We start from the raw sequence: 19,641 nt of genomic DNA on the forward strand, positions 1-19,641 counted from the left end.
AAATCTACTCAAACTGACGTTGCTTTTTCTAATCAAGTTTATTTGTTTTTACTTTGATTAAAACAGTTCTCGATATGACTACTTTAAAATAGGACTAACATTAGTTTTTTTTAAAATAAAATTCAAACTAGTTAACAGGCTTGTTTCCCATTACGAATTTTAGTTCTCCGCCATTCATAATATCAGCATGATCCAACTCCCAACCTTTGAATTCTTTTCCGTTTAAAAATATTTTTTGAACATAAAAATTCTTGTCAGAAATCTTATCTGCAACAACCGTAAAAGTTTTTCCGTTTTCAAGTTTCAAACTAACTTTTGGGAATAGAGGTGTTCCGATTGCATATTTTCCATTGCCTGGCGTCACTGGATAAAATCCTAAAGATGAGAAAATATACCAAGCCGACATTTGTCCGCAATCTTCGTTATTCACGATGCCATCAGGCTTTGCATGATACATATTGTCTCTAATAAACTTCACCATTTTTTGAGTTTTCGATGGCACACCAGCATAATTGTACAAATACGGAACATGATGTCCAGGCTCATCACCAAAACCTAAAGAACCGATAAATCCTGAAATATCAACATGTTGCTCACCAATCATTTTTAAATCTTGGTTAAAAGTATTATCTAATTTTTGTTCAAAAGCTTTTTTGCCACCATAAAGATTAATCATCCCTGGAATATCTTGCGGAACAAAAAAATCATAAGCCCAAATATTCCCAGAAACCCAATGTGGTTGTAACTTCGTCCAATCATTTAAAGCAAAATCTTCAATAAATTTTCCATCTTTTTTTCTTGGCCAAAAATGTTTGTTTTCTTTATTAAATGTATTAAGGTAGTTTTGAGAACGCTTCAAATAGATTTCCGCTTCCTCTTTTTTACCGAGTTTTAGCGCCAATTGTGCGATACACCAATCATCATAAGCATATTCTAAAGTCGAAGAAACTGAAGCTCCATTTTCTGATGGTGTATATCCTAATTTGATATAATCATTCAAACCGCCACCGCCATCACTACTGCTCATTTTATCTGTTAAAGAAGCATCTTTCATCGCGGCAAACGCATCTTCCAAATTAATACCAGGAACTCCTTTTGAAATGGCATCCCAAATCACCGAAACGCTGTGATAGCCTAACATACAGAAATTATCAAAACCTGTAAGTTCCCAAATTGGCATGTGATCTTTGCGGTCTTTATGACGGCTAATCAAAGTATTTGCAAACTCGGTGGTATGTTTTTGATCCATAATCGTCAGCAAAGGATGTGTCGCTCGGAAACCGTCCCAATACGAAAACGTACTGTAATTTTTGAAACCTTTCGCATTCATGTTTTCTTCGGCTGCAACATAATCACCATTAACATCCATATAAAGATTAGGAGCAATAAATGTGTGATAAACACCTGTGTAGAAAATTTTGCGTTGGTCGTCCGTTCCGCCAGAAACATCATATCTTGAAATTAGTTTTCGCCAAGTATTTTGTACATTTTCTTTAGCTTTTGCAAAGTCAATATTTTTAGCTTCTACATTTAGGTTTTCTTCCGCATTCTCAATACTAATCGGTGACAAAGCCACCTTAACTTCGATTGCTTCATTGTTTTCTGTTGAGAATCTTACAAAAGCTTTTGCATCTTTTGCGATGGCTGCTTTTTCATTTTCAAGAATTTTTCCAGCTTTATAAACGCCTGAGCTTTTAAAAGGTTTAGAAAACTCCATCACGAAATACGCAAAACGTTTTCCGCCCCAACCTGTACTGTAGCAATAACCCGTAATTTTCTTATTTGATTCTATGTTAATCGCTGTATGATAAACCGTTCCAAAAATTTTGTTGGTTGGATCGATAATAATATTAGCTTCGTCCGTTTTTGGAAACGTATATTTATGAAAGCCAACTCTTTCCGATGCCGTTAATTCTGCTTTTACGTTGTAAGAATCCAACATCACCGAATAATATCCAGGTGACGCTGATTCTCTATCATGACTAAATGTCGAGCGATAAGTATTTTGCGGTTGTTGCTCTGTGCCAGCAATCATGTTGACTTTGCCAGTTGTCGGCATCACCAAAATGTCGCCCAAATCTGCCCAGCCAGTTCCGCTAAGATGATTGTGGCTGAATCCCATAATGGTTTTGCTGGAATAATGATAACCCGAACACCAATCCCAATCACCTGATTTTGTGTTTTGATCGGGACTCAATTGTATCATTCCAAATGGTGCAGTTGCGCCAGGAAATGTGTGTCCATGACCACCTGTCCCAATAAAAGGATCAACCCATTTTAGAATGTCATTTTTATCCTGAGCAAATCCTAAAATAGAGGTACAAACGAAAAATACTAAAACCTTGAAATGTTTAATCATGCTAAAAGTCTTTTACAATGAATCTTTTTTCATAAAATTAATAATTTCAGAAATATATCCAAAAGCTACAGCAACAACTGTATCTGCTGCGCCATAATAAACAGCTACTTTATCACCTTCAGAAATTGCTGCACATGGGAAAACAACATTGGGAACATCGCCCGTTGTCTCATAAAGTTCAGCTGGAGCAAGAAGATATTGCTTTGAACGGTACAAAACTTTATCAGGATTTTCTAAATCCAATAAAACCGCTCCCATCGAGTAACGGAATCCATTACAAGTATTGATAACACCATGATAGAACATCAACCAACCTTCTTCCGTTTTGATAGGCACCGAACCAGAACCGATTTTGGTACATTGCCAAGCACTGTCCATAAAAGGCGCCACTTTCATCACACAACGGTGTTCGCCCCAATACTTCATATCTGGACTGTAGCTGATAAAAATATCACCAAAAGGCGTGTGTCCATTATCACTTGGACGACTTAGCATCGCATATTTACCATTGATTTTTTCTGGAAAAAGCACACCGTTTCTATTAAAAGGCAAAAATGCATTTTCGCATTGATAAAATTCTTTAAAATCAAATGTATAAGCCAATCCAATTGTTGGTCCGTTGTAACCATTACACCAACTGATCCAATAACGGTCTTCGATAAAAGTTACACGAGGATCGTATTTGTAATCAGAGTCAATCATTTCTGTATTACCAGCTTTCATCTCGATTGGCTCGTGGTTAATCTTCCAGTTGATACCGTCATCACTAAAACCAGCAAAGATATTCATCTGTACCGCTTTATTATCGCAACGAAAAACACCTGCAAACCCGTCTTCAAAAGAGATAACTGCACTGTTAAAAATACTATTAGAACTCGGAATATCGTAACGTCCAATAATTGGATTTTCCGAAAAACGCCACATTACATCATTATTGTTTTCCGGTCGGTCTTGCCAAGGAATTGTTTTCATTTTTTTTATTTTAAGTTTTATTAAATGTCTTTCTGTTTTAAAAATTTTCAAACACGAAAGACCTTAAGTCATATTTTGAAAATGACTTAATTTTAATTATAAAAGTATACGTGAAGTAAGTTTAAAATTTAATTTTTACGCTCCTGTTTTTTCTTCTTGATGTGGAAACGGTACAAACATGGTTACCAAAAAAGCTGGAATAGTCGCAACCAACACCCAAATGAAAAACATTTTGTAGCCTATTGCATCGCTTATGTAACCACTTATCATCCCTGGAAGCATGACGCCGAAATTCATAATCCCCGTTGCAAAAGCATAGTGTGAAGTTTTATGTTCGCCTGGCGCAATCTGTTGCATAATGTAAAGCATTAAACCAACAAACCCAAAACCATATCCGAAATACTCAAACACTACGGCAGCGCCGATGACGTATAGATTTTCGGGAACATAAAACGCCAAAAGTGCATACACAACAAATGGAATATTAAATGCACAACACAACCAAATCAATGATTTTTTTAGACCTCTTGCTGATATAAAATGACCTGCCAAAACGGATCCTAAAATAAAAGCAATCGATCCATAAGTCCCATAAATAATACCAATATCCTCAGTCGAAAGCCCTAAACCTCCTGCTGTCCTTGGTGCTTTGAAAAAGAGAGGCGCGATTTTAATCGCGAAACCTTCTGCAAAACGATAGAAGATTACAAAACCAATACTCCACAAGATTTGAGGTTTTGTGAAAAAAGTTTTAATGATTTTCCCTAGCTCCTCAAGTACATTTTTAAATGATTTCTGATGTGTATTTACTTGAGAATTATTTTCTTTTGGTAAAACGAAATAGTGATAAATCGCCAAACTAATAAATACCGCCGAACAAATCCCCATAATCATCATCCAAGCATTGGTAACACCTCTTGACTTTTCCAAAGTCCCAGCCAGATAGACCAAAGCGCCACTTCCAACAATTTTTGCCATATTGTAAAAAGCACCTTGCCAACCAATATATTTAGCTTGTTCTCTGTTGGTTAACGCATTAATGTAGATTCCGTCAGCTGCAATATCATGCGTTGCACCACAAAAAGCAACAACCGCTAACAAGCCAATACTGTACTTAAAGAAATCGGTCATCGGTAGCGTAAAAACCACCAACGCGAACAAAACACCAATCGAAAATTGTGCAGTTATTGCAAAAAATCTTTTGGTTTTATAAATTTCTAAAAACGGACTCCACAAAGGTTTAATAGTCCAAAAAAATAAAATAAGCGCTGTCCAAAAAGCAATTTTAGCATCGGTGATTCCCATGTTTTTATACATGATACCAGCAACCGAGTTAATACTTACAAATGGCATTCCCATTGCAAAATACAAAGTGGGAATCCAGAACATAGGATTTATTTTAGATTTTGGAGCTTGTAGTTTTTCCACAATAATTTTTATTTAATAGATGGGCGCAAGATAATGCGCCCAATCTATAAAGAAAATAATAAACAGTTTTATTTTTTATCCCACCAAAGTCTGGTACCACCAGTGTCTGGTCCATTAAGCATAGACGCCGCTTGTTGATAATTGTATGTAGAAGTTTTCGTATCGTTATTATATGAATAATTATTTGGACCATATTGATCAAAATCAACACCTCTTGGTAACCAATACAAACTCACCAAAGGAGAAAATGAAACTCCTGGCGTTTGTCTGTTAATACTATTTTGTAATGATCCAATAAAGCTAGCATCTAATGTTAACTTATCATCCAAAAATTTACTTGTATTTCTGAATGACACATTATATTGATCAAAGCTAGAAAGAGGAATAATTCCTTTATTAGTTGTATTTCCAATTGAGAAGTAATTGGTTGACTTATCATTACCTGATTGGAAAGAAAGACTATTAATCCAAGTAGCACCAGTTCTCAAAAAATCTTTCAAATAATCTTTAGATGTACCTTTTGCTCCCCAACTTTCTATTGATGAGCCGGCTGTAGAACCATTAACGGAAGGATCATAAGATAGGTAACTATGCTGTAACTCTGGAAGACTATAAGCCTTATCCATTGTCAAGCTACTGCTATAGCTGATAGAACTTCTACCAGCACGACCTTTCTTAGTGGTGATTAGCACAACACCATTACCACCAGCCGAACCATAAAGTGCCGAAGCTGAAGCACCTTTTAAGAAGTTAATACTTTCGATGTCGTCTGGGTTAATAGAACTCATCACGTCACCCGCATCTGGCATGTTTGTGTATTGTCCAATACTTGGAGTTCCTCCATTACCGTTAAACATTGGAATACCATCAATAACATATAAAGGTGCAACGTTAGATACGGACTTGTTACCACGCATCACAACTCTTACCGAACTACCAACACCATTGGTTTTGTTGATTTGTACGTTAGAAACTTTACCATTAATAGCATTAAGTAAATTTGGAGTTTTTACTTCAGAAAGCTCGTCGCCACCAATCTGCTGTGCAGAATAGGTTAATGACTTGGCTTGTCTTTTGACACCTAAAGCTGTTACTACAACAGTTTCTATGTCATTAGTCTTTGTAGAATCCGATGCTTTCTCTTGTGCGTTAGCAGCCAAAGAAAACACGAATAAAATAGGTAGAACTGCTTTTCTCATAAGTTTTGTATTATTTAATTGACAGAATATCAGTTAACTTAAGCTTAAAACATTCAAAAAAAATTGACAATTAATTTTAAATATTTAAAATTTCGTTAATATTCAATTCATATAAACAAAACTAATTTTTGTTCTGAAATAGAAGTAATACTATTTTATCATAAAATGATATTATTTTGCAAACAACATTAAAAACAAACACATAATATTTTATCTATCAACAATTTACCATCAAAAATTGAAACTAAAAAATTTAGTAAAAATACTACTTTATTGACGTTTTGTAGATGTATTATATATAAGCAATTACTCGATTTTTTTAACACCTGTGAATTGATCCTTGAATTTTGAAGGCGTTGTATTCTTAATAGACTTAAAAATTTTGTTAAAATTCGCAATATTGTTAAATCCAGCATCAAAAGCAATTTCGGAGATTGTCATAGTACGCTCCGTCATCCAGCGAACAGTGTAACTAATGCGGATTTCGTTAAGATAATTGACGAAAGTTTTTCCTGTCCTTTGCTTAATAAATCGATTAAAAGTCGGAATGCTCATATTAACCAAAGATGCTATTTCGTCAAGCGTAATTTTATTTTTAAAATTTTTATGAACAAAATCGTGCACCGTTTTCATGGCATCTTTGTAGGCAAACACTTCTTGTTCTATACTATAAGATGACAACAAAATTCTATTTTCATCATTTGCGAGGATATTGAGGACTTTCATAATTTCCAAGAATGAATCAAAGCTGTCCATTTTCGAAAGGCTTAATAAAGACGCTTTCACCTTTTCGGCTGTTTCTCGAGAAAATAAAATACCTCGTATTGACTCATTCAACAAGCGACTAATAGGTTTAAAAATATTTTTCTCCATCAAAGCTTGAGAAAAAAAATCTTGATTAAACTGAATCGTCACCTCTCGAGACCTTTTATTCTTACAATTATGATCTGCCCAACAATGCGGAAGATTTGGACCAATTAACACCAATTCTAGATCATCAATTTCTTCGGAATGGTCACCTACTACTCTTTTGTAACCTTTGCCATCAACAATAAAATTGAGCTCAACTTCTGGATGATAATGATACGGAAACACAAAAGAATGATGGATGCGGTCAAAAAACAAAAAACTGTCTTCTGGCGACAATGGCGTAATTTCTCGCAAAATATTTTCTAGATGACTCATGACAAAATGCTAGTAATCGAAGTATTATCGTAGTAAAGATAGATTTTTAATTACAATTTTTACATTTTCTTCATTTTTCGAGGCATATTATAAAATATTTAACAAAACAACTTCAAACAAAAACACAAATCACTGATTTACAAGCATATAATCAACTTTTTAAATAACCAAAAGATTCCAATTCCTACTTCAAACTGGAAAACACTAGCAATCGTTATATGCTTATCAGATTGATTTTCAAAGAAAAATAATTTTTGAAAGATATTTTTTATTAATTTTAATTTTGAAGAAAAAAGCACATGAAAACAATTTTGCTCGTAAGACACGCGAAAAGTGATTGGCCAGAAGGCGTTGATGATTTTGACAGACCTTTAACAGAAACTGGTATAGAAAACGCTCCCAAAATGGCGAAATTTCTAAAAAATCAAAACATCAAAATCGATTCTTTTATTAGCAGTCCTGCAAAGAGAGCTCAAGAGACTTGCGCTTTATTTTCAAAAATTTATGATAGCGATTTTTCGACTGAGCAACAACTTTACAATGCAAGAGAACAGCATTTTGAAAACGTGATTTACGGTTTAGCAAATGATATTAATTCAGTTGCAATTTTCTCGCACAATAATGGCATTTCAAATTTTGCGAATTACTTGACAGACGAAATTATCAATCTTCCAACTTGCGGTGTTGTTGGCTATGAAGTCGATTGCGAAGATTGGTCAGATTTCGAAATGGCAAAAAAGAAGTTTTTATATTTCTATTCTCCGAAAACAATTTGATGTTTTTAAAATTACGATTTGTGCTTTTGTAGTAATTGTATTTTAAAATATTTCTTAAAAAAAGCACATTACATTTATGAAATGCAAATTAGATAAAAAATTGCTTTTTCATTTTTAATTGTGCGTTATTTTGATAATAAAACAATATTCTAGTCTGAAATATCGTTATCAAAAAAACAAATCATGAAAAGCATAATTTCCTCATTCTTAATAGCTTGCTGTGTATTTTCTTTTGCTCAAAACAAAAAATGTAACTACATTGAAGATTATTACCCTCTTGTTTACAAAGCTCAAATTCAATATTTAAAAAAGAATTTTGACTCTGCCTACATTAACCTAAAAAAAGCTGAACAAAATTGCCAATTAATATTTGACCCACTACTCAGTGCTCCAGAAATGCTTGCTAGCATCGAAGCAAGTCGCAACAACAATAGTAAAGCTTACAAGTATCTTAATTTTTTGTTCGAAAACGGATATACTTTAGATTTAATGAGTGAAAATGAGAATCTTCAAGTTTTAAAACAAGATAAAAATTGGACTCACTTCGTCGAAGATGCAAAAAAAATAAATAGCAATTGGCGACATAACGTCAACATAAAGCTAAGAGATGAGTTTATTAAAATGTTAGCGGAAGATCAACGTGTCAGAAAAGAAGGCATTTCAAAAGAGGAATATGACAAAGTTAATTGCTACAATGAAAACAGAATGAAGGAATTACTTTCTCAATATGGCTTTTTTAATCCAAAATTAATTGGCAATTATACTATCGATAAGCAACCAGATCATTTCTTAATTTTCGCCTTGCATTTTCTTGATATCGAATACTTCAAACCAATCTTTTTTGATTATGTTAAAAATGGAGAATCATTTCCAGAACTTTATGCAGCATTAATTGATAGTCATGATCGTACGAGTGGTATTTACACTTATGGAATTTATTCTAACATATCAGATAAGCAAATTAAAGACATCAAAAATCTTGACCAAAGACGTGTAAGTGCTGGATTACGTCCTTGGAAAATGGAATTAGAATTCCGAAAATTAGCCTATGGCGACATTCAATAAAAAAAGCGATGAATTAAAAACCCATCGCTTTTAACAATACAAAATAAATAATTACTTCATTACCAATTTCTTAGTAATTCTGTTTCCTTCAGGTGTGTTAATAACCAAAATTAGATTCTTAGTTCCTTTTGCAACTTGCGCCACATTCATTTTAAAGTTATTAGCACCATTTGTCATATTTTTATTCTCAGCCAGAAGCAGTTTTCCTTCCATTGAGTAAAGTTCGACTTTTGCTATACCAGATTTTGATGATTTTAGATCAACAGTTAATTCGTCAATTACTGGGTTTGGATATACATTAATATTCGTAATATTGACTTTTGTATCATTGTTTGCCAAATACTTCTCTGGCATACTAACAATCCAACCATAAGCTTGCACTGCTGGTCCATCTTCAAAACCTGCCACATATTTTCCATTTGGCGAGATTGCAATAGCAGGTCCCATATTTCCTAATGAACCGCTGGAATTAACTGCTACACCTTTATCCTCTAAAAATGTTTTTAAGTCTTTAGGTGTAGTTCCCAAACTAGGATTATAAATAATTGCAAATCTATTCTTTTGACCACCGTTATACCACATTCCAACTACAGTTCCATCATCTGAAATGCTAGAAAATGCGCCACCGAAGTAAGTTGCAGGATCTGGATTTGCGAACTCTGTGTAAGTATCAGATGCAGGATCATAGATAAATGGTAAGTTATCAAACTGGCCAACTGCAACACCATTTTTGTTGATACCTTTTACTTCATTTGTAATAACCTTAGGAAGCTCTCCTTTGTTGTTTTTTATGTACTGAAACACACCAGAGTTACTGTACAAAGTTGCAACTCTTCTTGTTGTTGCATTACCTTGAATCGGAATATCAACCCAACCACCAACATTTCCAGAATCGTTTACACCATACAATGTACCATCCTTGAAATCTGAATTCATAGGTCGTGTCACAACTCCTGTGGTAGTATCATAGATAAATGGAATTACCATATTAGTTTGCAATATTTGATCGAAAACGCCCATACTTCCAACAACATATCTTCCATTCTCAGAAATCTGATAAGGTACGCATTCTGTAAAGGTTTTAGAACTTGTTGTATTTTCAGGAAAAGGAATTTGCGTCCAAGTCGAACTACCATTTAACTTAAAAGCGGGCACTCTATTACTTGCTGTTGATGTAATACCGCCTGTCATATCGCCATTGTTGTTGATACTGTAAAGACGATAAATTGAAGACTCCTTTGGCACTGCTTTATCAGTGGACCAAGAATATACATAACCTAACATTACCCCAACACCATTATCATTTACATCCTGAAATGCTGTATTAGGTCCAATAATCTTTCTATATTCCTGTGCATTTGCAAGACTAGATGTTAGTAATAATGCTCCACAAATACTAAGTAGTAGTTTTTTCTTTTTCATTTTTAAATTATTTAAGTGAATTTGGTAAAGCAATATTAGCCTCTTAAAATTTCAATACCAATTGAAAGTATTTCAAAATGCATGAATTTTAAAATCATAAATCTTAATTCCAATTAATTAAAAGGAAGCTTCACTCCTGCGAATAATTCAGATAAAAACTGCAAACAAAATATCTCGTTTATCAAAATAGTGATCTAACATCAGCTTTTAAAAGTGTCTACAACACAAACAAACACGTCTACAAATAGGAACACAAACCACTGTATATCTGAATATTACCAAAATTCATTTTTAATCAAAATTTAAAACTACCTACCAACTACCCTAGCAAAATTTAGTTTTTGTTTCTAAATAAAACATCTTTGCCACAAGATTGAAAACCATGAGTTAATCACTTATTCTGTCTAACTCAAAAACATTAAGCATTTAACGAAAAACTAAAATTATGCTGAGAAGAAAGTGTTCTATTCTCCTGCTGTTTGGGATGACGTTAGCTCCCATCACTTTTATTAATGCACAGCTAGGTCAAATTACATCAGTTATAAGTATTGCAAGCAAATATGCAACACTCCTAAAATCAAATCAAAATGATGTTATCTATGCAGATGAAAATCTGAAAGATGAAATCGACGAGCATGTAAAAATTGCCATAATTCCTTTTAATACAGCAATTTCATATATCAAACCACCTCAATATACGGAAGAAATCGCCGAGCAACAATTTGAAAATCAGCAAATGATTGGTAAGTTGTTACAAGAACAATTTTGGGATGTATTTGACAACTACAAATCCGAAATCTATTTACAAGATATTAGAATAACCAACAAGATTCTCCAAGATATTGGCTACTTCCTTCATCCTGGCGATTATCCGCCATCTTATTTGGCAAAGTTATTAAATGTTGATGCAGTGCTTATCTGTACCTATGATCTAGAAGTCGACAATCAAAAAACAGGTTGGGAAAATCTCTCGAAAGCTTTGAGTGACTTGGCAATGTCTCAACTTAAAGGAAACATTCCTGGCTTACAAGCTTTAAAGTTTATTAAAAATCCAAATGCTTTAATTGACGTTATTACAAAACCTGGTGAGTTTTACCAAAAACTAAAGTCGGGAGATATTGCAGCAATTACCAATATTGCAGGGTCGCTTTTACCAGAGGGAAATTGGCAAAAGGTAGCGGAAGTTGCAGCAAAAAATTCAAAAACAATAACCAAGCTAGCGAAAGGTGATACATCCAATCTTTTCAGTGATTTGGTAAGCAACAATGCAAGTCTTCTAGGTAATCAATTAAAACTAAATCCTCAAGTTGTCAAACTCATCCAAAATAATAGCAAAGTTGTCCAGAATGTGATCGATGGTAATACCAAAGGCATTATGTTCGACATTATATCGAGCAATGTTACAAGCATTACGAGCAAATATGCAGGCGAACAAAATTCTTTTTTAACATCGGCTATCAACAACAATGCGAGCATCATTGCAAAACTCGCAACTGGCGACACCAACAATTTGTTAAACGAGGTTTTGGATAAAAACATTGGTCAGGTTGCAAGTATGGTAGGCGGCAATAATGCATCGTTTTATTCCAATTTAATTTTAAACAATAAAGAACTTGTTGGCAAAGCTTTGAAAGGCGATTTCACAGCCTTGACAACCGACTTGCTAGTTAACAACATTTCTTTAATTGGTGAAAAATTACCACTAGGAGAAGCACAAAAATATGCAGCACTTTTGTCTAACAAAGAAGCTATCAAAGGACTTTTATCAGGGAACACACAATCTATTATTTCAACTTTAACGCAAAATGGTGCGCAACTTTTTGGTGACCAAATCGGAAATGCAGATGTTCAGAAATTTGCAAAACTCATCGCAAACAACAGAGATTTTATCCAAAGTACCATTGATGGTGACCCGAAGAAAATGCTTAATTCTTTGTTAAGTAAAGACAGTAATATTTTGGGAACCGCTTTAGATGCAGCACAATTGGGCAAGTTTGGCGAAATTGTAAATACCAATTCCGATATTATTGTAAAGCTTGCATCGGGCGACACATCCAATCTTTTACAAGATATGTTGAGCAAAAATATTTCGACTTTATCAGGTATTGTTCCCAACACATCTTCTAATTTTTACACAGACCTCATTGTTAAAAATCAAAATTTAATTAGCAAAGCTGTTACCGGTGATTTCACATCTTTTACTACCGATTTATTAAGTAATAACACTTCACTAATTGGTGAAATACTTCCTTCCGAAGAAGCCAAAAAATATGCTTCTCTACTCGCAAATAAGGACGCTATACAAGGCTTATTAACTGGTGATACGCAAAGCATTGTTACCACTCTTACAGAAAATGGTCTCACAATATTCGGTGACCAAATTGAAAATGTTGACATTCAAAAATTTGCAAAACTTCTAGGGAACAACAAAGATTTTTTAAAAAACGCAATGAATGGCGACACCAAAAATATGTTGACATCGCTGCTCAATAAAGATGCCAATCTACTAGGAATTGCGCTGGATAAAAAGCAACTTGGCGAGTTCGGAAGTATTTTGGTCGACAACCAAGAACTGCTGGGAAAGCTAGCTTCTGGTGATACTTCTGACGTTTGGCAAACTGCCTTAACCAATAATGTAGGAAAATTAGTGGGAAGTATTGGTGATGAGACAACATCGTTTTATACCAATTTAGTTTTAAAAAACAAGGATAATCTTAGTAACATAATCAATGGAAACACTTCTGGGCTTGTAAGTCTTGCACTTGCCAACAGCACTGCGTTCGGAAGTAAAATCTCCACTGAACAAGCACAAAAATATTCGGCAATATTAACCGACAAAACTTTTATCAGTGGTTTTGCGAGTTTTGACATGGATACGGTTCTTAGTCATTTAAATCAAAACCAAAGCAAACTGGCAGGAATCGATATTCAAAGTTTTGGCTTGTTTATTAGTAACAACAAAGATTTTATCACCAACATCAACAGTGGCAATATTCAAAACCTTGTAAGTAGTCTACTACAATTCGACAGAACTATTTTTGGAACAGAACTTAACTTTAGTCAGATTGGTCAGTTTGCACAAATTTTAGGTTCAAAAACAAATCTAATTAGCAATTTAATTTCTGATAACTCACCCAATAGTGTTCTAAAGCTTTGGATGTCAAATCAAAATCTTGGACTGGATGAACTTTCGGTTTCAAAAACATCGGATTTACTTTTAAATAATAAAGAAGCAGTTATTTCCCTGTTAAAAGCAGACAAAATTCAGTTGGCTAATTTTCTAGGAAATGACGAAAAAACAGCCAACATACTCATTGAGAATCGTTCCAAAATAAATCAACTTCTAGGCATTTCGGAGGATGAAGATTTTACAATCCTTAGCAAGACGCAAGAAGAATTGGAAGTTTTGGCTTATCGACTTTCCGATACTAAAGAAATACTAAATGGTATTGTCAAAGGTGACCAAACGGAAATCATGACAAGCTACACGACCAACAATATGAAAAACGAATTTGGTATTGATAAAAACTTATTTGCTCAAATTTCTAAAGGTTTAACGGCTGAACAAAAAACCGTTTCGGAAGTTATCGTTAATTCTAAAATCAATCAAATGCTGTTAAATGACATGATTGATTTACAGTTTTTCGATTTTGGAAAAGATGCGCTCTCACACAAATATGACAATGTAAGCTTGCGTGAGAAAACATTTTCTCAAACCACAGCTTCTATTCTCGACCCAACGCTTGACCCAAAAGACAAATCAAAATTTACGATTAACATTTTCGGAAAAGACAGTGACAAAGTGCTATGGCAATACATTAACGAGAACAATAAAACCAGAATTTACGATATGTCAAAAACCGTTGTCGCTATCGTAAAAAGACTTAACAAGAATTTCCCTTATTTCAACAATAAATAACAAACAAATCTTATCATCATGAAAAAACTTCTACTTTCGACGCTTCTCATTGTAGCGGCATCACAACTTAATGCTCAAATGGCGATGCCTCCGACAAAGGCAGTCACAAAAGCAATTAAGAAAAACCCTCAAATACTTAATGCAATCAACACCAATCCACAGCTACTCAACTCATTAAATATGAACGAAAAACTTTTGGACGCTGTTGTTGACGAACCTCAAATTTTAAATTTAATTACTGCAAATCCTAACATCATCAATACCATTAACGGAAGTCCAGATTTTCTAAAAATGTTGACCAAAAATGAAGATGTTGTCTTGGCATTAAGCCTTAATCCTAACATCGTCAATACGCTTAACAGCAATCCTACATTAATAAATGCTTTGGCTAAAAAACCAAAATCCATCAATCAAATTGCGAGTTCTGTTGCGCAGACATCTGACAATTCAGTTATCACACAAGCGCCTACTAGTGCTGTAGTCACTGAGAAAAAACAAGAAAGGAAAAAAGCAGGTCTAGGCAATATGATTTTGGGCGCAGCAACCAACGGACTTGTTGGCACAGACCCTTTCAGCTCAGGAAAACTTTTCCAAAAAAGCTCCGACTTGCAAACGAGTTTGGATAAATCAAAAAACAAAAACATCTTTCTTTCAAAACGTTATGATGACTACATTATAGAGCATAAACTTGTTGCCATTATTCCATTTTCGGTAGACATCGAGGGTGAAAATAAAAAGCAAATTACGAGTAAAAAAGAGCGTGTCCGCAACGAAAAAGAAATCGAAGAAAGAATCCAAGAAAGTCTTTATAAGTTTTTACTAAAAAACCAAAACAACTACTCTATTGAATTCCAAGATATTAGCACCACTAATTTAAAACTAAAAAATAGCGGTATTATGTCAACATTGTACACAACCAACAAGGAAGACATTGCAAAAGCTTTGGGTGTAGATGCGGTTATTGCAGGCGATTATGTTCAAAAAATGAATAACAAAGAAAGTAAATCAGGGATTATTAAAATTACTTTATTCGATGGTAAATCTGGCGATTGGGTTTGGAAACTTGATGAAAATGCAGGCTCAAAATATTCCCTAATCGACGAAACCGACAAGCTAATGAATAGTCTTATGGATAAAGTCGTTAACTATTTCCCTTATAGAATGGCAAAATAAAAGCAAGTAGTGATTTGTATTGTTTGGAAAGTGGAAATTGTAACAATCATTCGATAATAATTTTGTTTGTAAAAACTCTATGTCTGCCTTTGAACACAAATTAAACATAGATTTTTCAGTATTTCAATCTTACTTACAAATGACTCATAATTATAAATTCGAAAGAAAAATTTTACTTGCTTTGTCGTTTTCTTTTGGATGTCGAATGATTTGTTACTTTTTCTATTTTAAATTTTTAAAAACTAAAATCCATAATTATATTTAACCTTTTTCACTTCACTAAAAACAGATTGGGAGCAACTTTGTTGCTCCCGATTGTTTATTTATAAAATGTCTATGTTCTTAATTTTATTGTGAGATAATATTCCCCGATAAGAAATGGACAGCTTCTTTTTTCAATTCACTTTTAGACAATGATGGACTTTCAAACTCCATAAAATCTACAAGGCCGTTAACAGACGAAGCAATCAAAATACCATTATATCTACCTTGTTTCTTATTAAGCTCATAATTCCACATTGTTAAATCAGATGTCTTCATATCGTCTTTTTTTAAGTTTCGCAAACTACTTCCTTTTATCGATTTTAGAATATTTTCCGTTGTATCAGAGCTTTCCAAATTATGCATGAAGAAATTGGTACTGTTTTTAAGTTTCGCCGAAAACCTTATACTGTCTTCATGATTGTTTACAAAAAAACTTTCTTTCGGAATTTTCATTTGTGTCTTAAGATCAATTCTCACCAAGGAATCTTGTTTCAACTTAACAATACCCAAAGCTTCTCTTTTCGTAAGATCTAAAGAATCAATTTTTTGATAAGACTCATAGAAAATATTCTTATTAAAATTCCTCTGTTTAGAATTGAAACGCTCGGTATCTGTATAGCTAAGTACATCTTGCATCTTCTGGTAATTTTCTTTGGAATACTCACTAGAAGCGCTCGCACCAGAACAACGCATGGCAATCCTTACAATAAAATAAATTGTCATTGCTGCACTAAATACGATTCTCCACACCGAAGAAGTACTTTGATCACTCATATTATCTATCTAATATCTTTTTGGTCCAAAATAATTTTATTTAAGATATTTCCTTCATCGTCCTTATACAAATACGTAAGCTTGTTAACTCCAAAATCACTACTTTTTAGAAGAATTTGCTTAATATCACCAGACTTCAACATTTCTTCTTTCATTAGCTCGCGCGCTGCATCAGTTTTTATGACATCCTTTAAATCTTGCGGAACCTCGACCGAATACATAACATCGTTATCATTGCCTGCTTCCATTTTAAGGACTTTAAGACCAGTAGATGGATCTGTCATTGGAAGATTCTTATTAAATACATCTAACATTTCATTCAGTTGTCCTTTCGAAAGCATTTGCCCTTTACCTAAATTAGCGACATCAACATCTTTAAACTGTTTTGCATTTTTATCAATCTTATCAGACGAAATCTGATTCCCATTTTTATCAAATAAAATAAACTTAATATCAATATCATCATTAAACTTGCTACCATTCGGCATAGAACTAATGATTTGCCCCAATATTTGTGGAAAAGATTTTTTCAACAGCTCTGTCTCCATATCATCTTTCTCAGAATTAAGTTGCATAGAAATACTAACCTCATTTGGTCCCGATTTGGTTGCGCTAGAAGATTTAACAGCCGGATTTCCTTGTAGACGAGTTGCTACCGCAGAATTATAACCAGTTATAAATTCGTTAATTTGGGTATCGCTTGACTTTTTACATGCAAGCAAAGAAAAAGCTAAAACCAACAACAAAAAGCCTCTTTTAATATTCATCATATCTATAATTTTGCTAAATATATAAATTATCGGCATTTCTTTAAAATAATTATTAAAAAAAGAACAGTCTCATTGATACACTTTTCACAATATTGGTATCCAGCTATGCAAAAAAAGAGAGACTAACATAGTCTCTCTTTTATATATTTTGAATAGAATTATTACAATCCTAAAGCTTTCTGATAAGCATTTTCTAATCCATCCAAATTTTTACCGCCAGCAGTTGCAAAACCAGGATTTCCACCGCCGCCGCCTTGGATTTCTTTTGCTAAATCTTTTACGATTGCACCAGCTTGGTAAGTTTTTTCCAAATCTGCCGAAACACCAACAGTAATCATTGGTTTTCCATCGGCGTCAGAAAGAATAATCGTTACCGAATTTGGAATTTCACGCTTCAATTCGAAAACGATATCTTTCACAGAAGCAGCGTCCAACGAAGTTTTCTTTACCAACAATTGTTTGTCGCCTTTTTGCTCGTAAGCTGTTTTCCAATCGGAGATTTCGCCTTTTGCTTTTTCTTTTTTGAAAGCGTCTAATTCAACTTTTAAAAGGTGATTTTCTTCCATTAATTTCTCAACAGATTTCAAAACATCCTTTGATTTCAATAATTGAGAAAGTTCAGAAATTTGATTTTCTAATGATTGATAATACTCTTGCGCTTTATCACCAGAAATAGCTTCAATTCTTCTAATTCCAGCTGCTGCAGAAGCTTCCGAAACCAATTTGAAATGTCCGATTTCACCTGTTGATTTCACGTGCGTTCCACCACAAAGTTCCTTCGAACTTCCAAACTGAATCATTCTAACACTATCACCATATTTTTCACCAAATAAAGCCATTGCACCTTTGTCCAAAGCTTCCTGAATAGGAATATTTCTGAACTCTTGAAGTGCAATATTCTCCTTTATTTTAGCATTCACTTTTTCCTCAACCAAAGCCAATTCTTCTTCGTTCATTTTACTAAAATGTGAGAAATCGAAACGCAAATAATCCGGACCAACATACGAACCTTTTTGCTCAACATGCGTTCCCAAAACGTCTCTCAAAGCTTCGTGTAACAAGTGCGTTCCCGAGTGATTTGCTTGTGAATTTCTTCTGTCAGCCGAATTTACTTTAGCATAGAAAACCGCAGAAACATCTTTCGGAAGTTCTTTAATTAAAGAAATAATCAAGTTATTTTCTTTTTTAGTTTCTAAAACTTCGATGTTTTCAACAGTGTTCTCGATCGTTCCTTTGTCGCCAACTTGTCCACCACCTTCTGGATAGAAAGGTGTATTGTCTAAAACGATTTGATAAAACTCACCGTCTTTATTTTCAATTTTTCTGTAACGTGTAATTGCTACTTCATTCTCTGTTTTGTCGTAACCAACGAAAGTTTCTGGCTTTTCTTCTAAAACAACCCAATCGTAAACTTTTGCCGCCGAATCTTTTTTAGAACGTTGCTTTTGCTTTTGCAATTCAGCTTCAAAACCTGCTTCATCAATTGTTAAACCTTTTTCTTCCGCTATAATTCTTGTTAAATCATCTGGAAAACCATAAGTGTCATACAATTCGAAAACTTCTTCACTTGGAAGTACTTTCTCGCCTTTTGCAATTGTTTGTTCAATTAATTTCTGAACTCTTACCAAACCATTTTCAATCGTTCTTAAGAAAGAAATTTCTTCTTCTTTAATCACTTCCGTTACCAAGGTTTCTTGCTTCACGATTTCTGGGAAAGTAGCGCCCATTTGTTTTTTTAGAACGTCAACCAACTGATAAAGGAAAGCTTCTTTCATGCCTAAAAAACGATAAGCATAAGAAATTCCTCTTCTTAAAATTCTACGGATAACATAACCTGCGCCGTTGTTAGAAGGCAATTGTCCATCGGCAATTGCGAATGAAACTGCACGAATATGGTCCACCACAACACGGATTGCAATGTCTTTTTCGTCCGTTAAAATTCCAGTATATTTTTTTCCTGAAAGCTCTTCAACCTTAGCAATTAAAGGCGTGAAAACATCAGTGTCATAATTTGATTCTTTGTGTTGTAAAGCCATACAAAGACGCTCGAAGCCCATTCCGGTATCGATATGTTTTGCAGGAAGATTTTCCAAACTTCCGTCTGCTTTACGATTGTATTGCATGAAAACGAGATTCCAAATTTCCACCACTTGCGGATGATCGTTATTTACTAATTCAAGACCAGAAACTTTTGCCTTTTCTTCATCAGTTCTTAAATCCACATGAATTTCCGAACATGGTCCACAAGGTCCGCTTGCACCCATTTCCCAGAAATTATCTTTCTTATTTCCATTAATAATGCGGCTTTCGTCGATATGCGCTTTCCAAAAATCGT

General features: G+C 34.0%; 13 protein-coding genes. 4 read left to right on the top strand and 9 right to left on the bottom strand.

The genetic code is table 11. The features are described from left to right. Nucleotides 1–127 precede the first annotated feature (127 nt). From Q1V95_RS15680 to Q1V95_RS15700, 5 genes are all read right to left on the bottom strand, one after another. Nucleotides 128–2,359, bottom strand: coding sequence for a GH92 family glycosyl hydrolase (locus tag Q1V95_RS15680; protein ID WP_300675656.1), 2,232 nt, complete (start codon nucleotides 2,357–2,359; stop codon nucleotides 128–130). A 12-nt stretch (nucleotides 2,360–2,371) separates the two neighbouring features. Continuing rightward, nucleotides 2,372–3,331, bottom strand: coding sequence for a glycoside hydrolase family 130 protein (locus tag Q1V95_RS15685; protein ID WP_300675657.1), 960 nt, complete (start codon nucleotides 3,329–3,331; stop codon nucleotides 2,372–2,374). Nucleotides 3,332–3,466: 135 nt separating this feature from the next. After that, nucleotides 3,467–4,720: an MFS transporter gene (locus Q1V95_RS15690; protein WP_300675658.1), complete on the bottom strand. Its 1,254-nt coding sequence runs from the start codon at nucleotides 4,718–4,720 to the stop codon at nucleotides 3,467–3,469. 107 nt (nucleotides 4,721–4,827) lie between these two features. Beyond that, on the bottom strand, nucleotides 4,828–5,958 hold the full coding sequence (locus Q1V95_RS15695; RefSeq protein ID WP_300675659.1) for a TonB-dependent receptor plug domain-containing protein: 1,131 nt from the start codon (nucleotides 5,956–5,958) through the stop codon (nucleotides 4,828–4,830). Nucleotides 5,959–6,264: 306 nt separating this feature from the next. Next, entirely contained in the window at nucleotides 6,265–7,143 is an 879-nt protein-coding gene (locus tag Q1V95_RS15700) for an AraC family transcriptional regulator (protein WP_300675660.1), read from the bottom strand. A gap of 299 nt (nucleotides 7,144–7,442) precedes the next feature. Between Q1V95_RS15700 and Q1V95_RS15705 the strand changes: the two genes are divergently transcribed. Together Q1V95_RS15705 and Q1V95_RS15710 are read left to right on the top strand one after the other, a co-directional pair. Next, nucleotides 7,443–7,919 (top strand): phosphoglycerate mutase family protein, encoded by a 477-nt coding sequence (locus Q1V95_RS15705; protein ID WP_300675661.1) that lies wholly within the window; start codon nucleotides 7,443–7,445, stop codon nucleotides 7,917–7,919. Nucleotides 7,920–8,102: 183 nt separating this feature from the next. Then, nucleotides 8,103–8,984, top strand: a complete 882-nt coding sequence (locus Q1V95_RS15710) for a hypothetical protein (RefSeq protein WP_300675662.1) — start codon at nucleotides 8,103–8,105, stop codon at nucleotides 8,982–8,984. A gap of 51 nt (nucleotides 8,985–9,035) precedes the next feature. Here Q1V95_RS15710 and Q1V95_RS15715 read toward each other — a convergent pair whose 3' ends face one another. Next, the gene (locus Q1V95_RS15715) at nucleotides 9,036–10,406 is read right to left on the bottom strand and encodes a T9SS type A sorting domain-containing protein (RefSeq protein WP_300675663.1); all 1,371 of its coding nucleotides are present in this window, start codon (nucleotides 10,404–10,406) and stop codon (nucleotides 9,036–9,038) included. Between the two features lie 445 nt (nucleotides 10,407–10,851). On the opposite strand from Q1V95_RS15715, the gene Q1V95_RS15720 reads away from it, so the two are divergent. Both Q1V95_RS15720 and Q1V95_RS15725 read left to right on the top strand, forming a co-directional pair. Further along, a complete protein-coding gene (locus tag Q1V95_RS15720) occupies nucleotides 10,852–14,325 on the top strand; it encodes a hypothetical protein (RefSeq protein WP_300675664.1) in 3,474 nt (1,157 codons plus the stop codon). Between the two features lie 18 nt (nucleotides 14,326–14,343). Then, nucleotides 14,344–15,498: a hypothetical protein gene (locus Q1V95_RS15725; RefSeq protein ID WP_300675665.1), complete on the top strand. Its 1,155-nt coding sequence runs from the start codon at nucleotides 14,344–14,346 to the stop codon at nucleotides 15,496–15,498. Between the two features lie 348 nt (nucleotides 15,499–15,846). On the opposite strand, the gene Q1V95_RS15730 is transcribed toward Q1V95_RS15725, so the two are convergent. The 3 genes from Q1V95_RS15730 to alaS all read right to left on the bottom strand — a co-directional run. Continuing rightward, the gene (locus Q1V95_RS15730) at nucleotides 15,847–16,536 is read right to left on the bottom strand and encodes a hypothetical protein (protein ID WP_300675666.1); all 690 of its coding nucleotides are present in this window, start codon (nucleotides 16,534–16,536) and stop codon (nucleotides 15,847–15,849) included. Between the two features lie 5 nt (nucleotides 16,537–16,541). Next, nucleotides 16,542–17,306, bottom strand: a complete 765-nt coding sequence (locus Q1V95_RS15735; RefSeq protein WP_300675667.1) for a hypothetical protein — start codon at nucleotides 17,304–17,306, stop codon at nucleotides 16,542–16,544. A gap of 161 nt (nucleotides 17,307–17,467) precedes the next feature. Continuing rightward, nucleotides 17,468–19,641: alanine--tRNA ligase (alaS, locus tag Q1V95_RS15740; RefSeq protein ID WP_300675668.1), on the bottom strand; the 2,174-nt coding region annotated here is incomplete at its 5' end.

It is taken from the genome of Soonwooa sp., assembly GCF_030151385.1.
In the GTDB taxonomy this organism is placed as follows: Bacteria; Bacteroidota; Bacteroidia; order Flavobacteriales; family Weeksellaceae; genus Soonwooa.

Coding starts and splice junctions, on each gene's coding strand:
- Q1V95_RS15695 (WP_300675659.1), bottom strand. CDS start 5,958: ATGAGAAAAGCAGTTCTACCTATTTTATTCGTGTTTTCTTTGGCTGCT.
- Q1V95_RS15690 (WP_300675658.1), bottom strand. CDS start 4,720: ATGTTCTGGATTCCCACTTTGTATTTTGCAATGGGAATGCCATTTGTA.
- Q1V95_RS15720 (WP_300675664.1), top strand. CDS start 10,852: ATGCTGAGAAGAAAGTGTTCTATTCTCCTGCTGTTTGGGATGACGTTA.
- Q1V95_RS15700 (WP_300675660.1), bottom strand. CDS start 7,143: ATGAGTCATCTAGAAAATATTTTGCGAGAAATTACGCCATTGTCGCCA.
- Q1V95_RS15705 (WP_300675661.1), top strand. CDS start 7,443: ATGAAAACAATTTTGCTCGTAAGACACGCGAAAAGTGATTGGCCAGAA.
- Q1V95_RS15710 (WP_300675662.1), top strand. CDS start 8,103: ATGAAAAGCATAATTTCCTCATTCTTAATAGCTTGCTGTGTATTTTCT.
- Q1V95_RS15680 (WP_300675656.1), bottom strand. CDS start 2,359: ATGATTAAACATTTCAAGGTTTTAGTATTTTTCGTTTGTACCTCTATT.
- Q1V95_RS15735 (WP_300675667.1), bottom strand. CDS start 17,306: ATGATGAATATTAAAAGAGGCTTTTTGTTGTTGGTTTTAGCTTTTTCT.
- Q1V95_RS15730 (WP_300675666.1), bottom strand. CDS start 16,536: ATGAGTGATCAAAGTACTTCTTCGGTGTGGAGAATCGTATTTAGTGCA.
- Q1V95_RS15685 (WP_300675657.1), bottom strand. CDS start 3,331: ATGAAAACAATTCCTTGGCAAGACCGACCGGAAAACAATAATGATGTA.
- Q1V95_RS15725 (WP_300675665.1), top strand. CDS start 14,344: ATGAAAAAACTTCTACTTTCGACGCTTCTCATTGTAGCGGCATCACAA.
- Q1V95_RS15715 (WP_300675663.1), bottom strand. CDS start 10,406: ATGAAAAAGAAAAAACTACTACTTAGTATTTGTGGAGCATTATTACTA.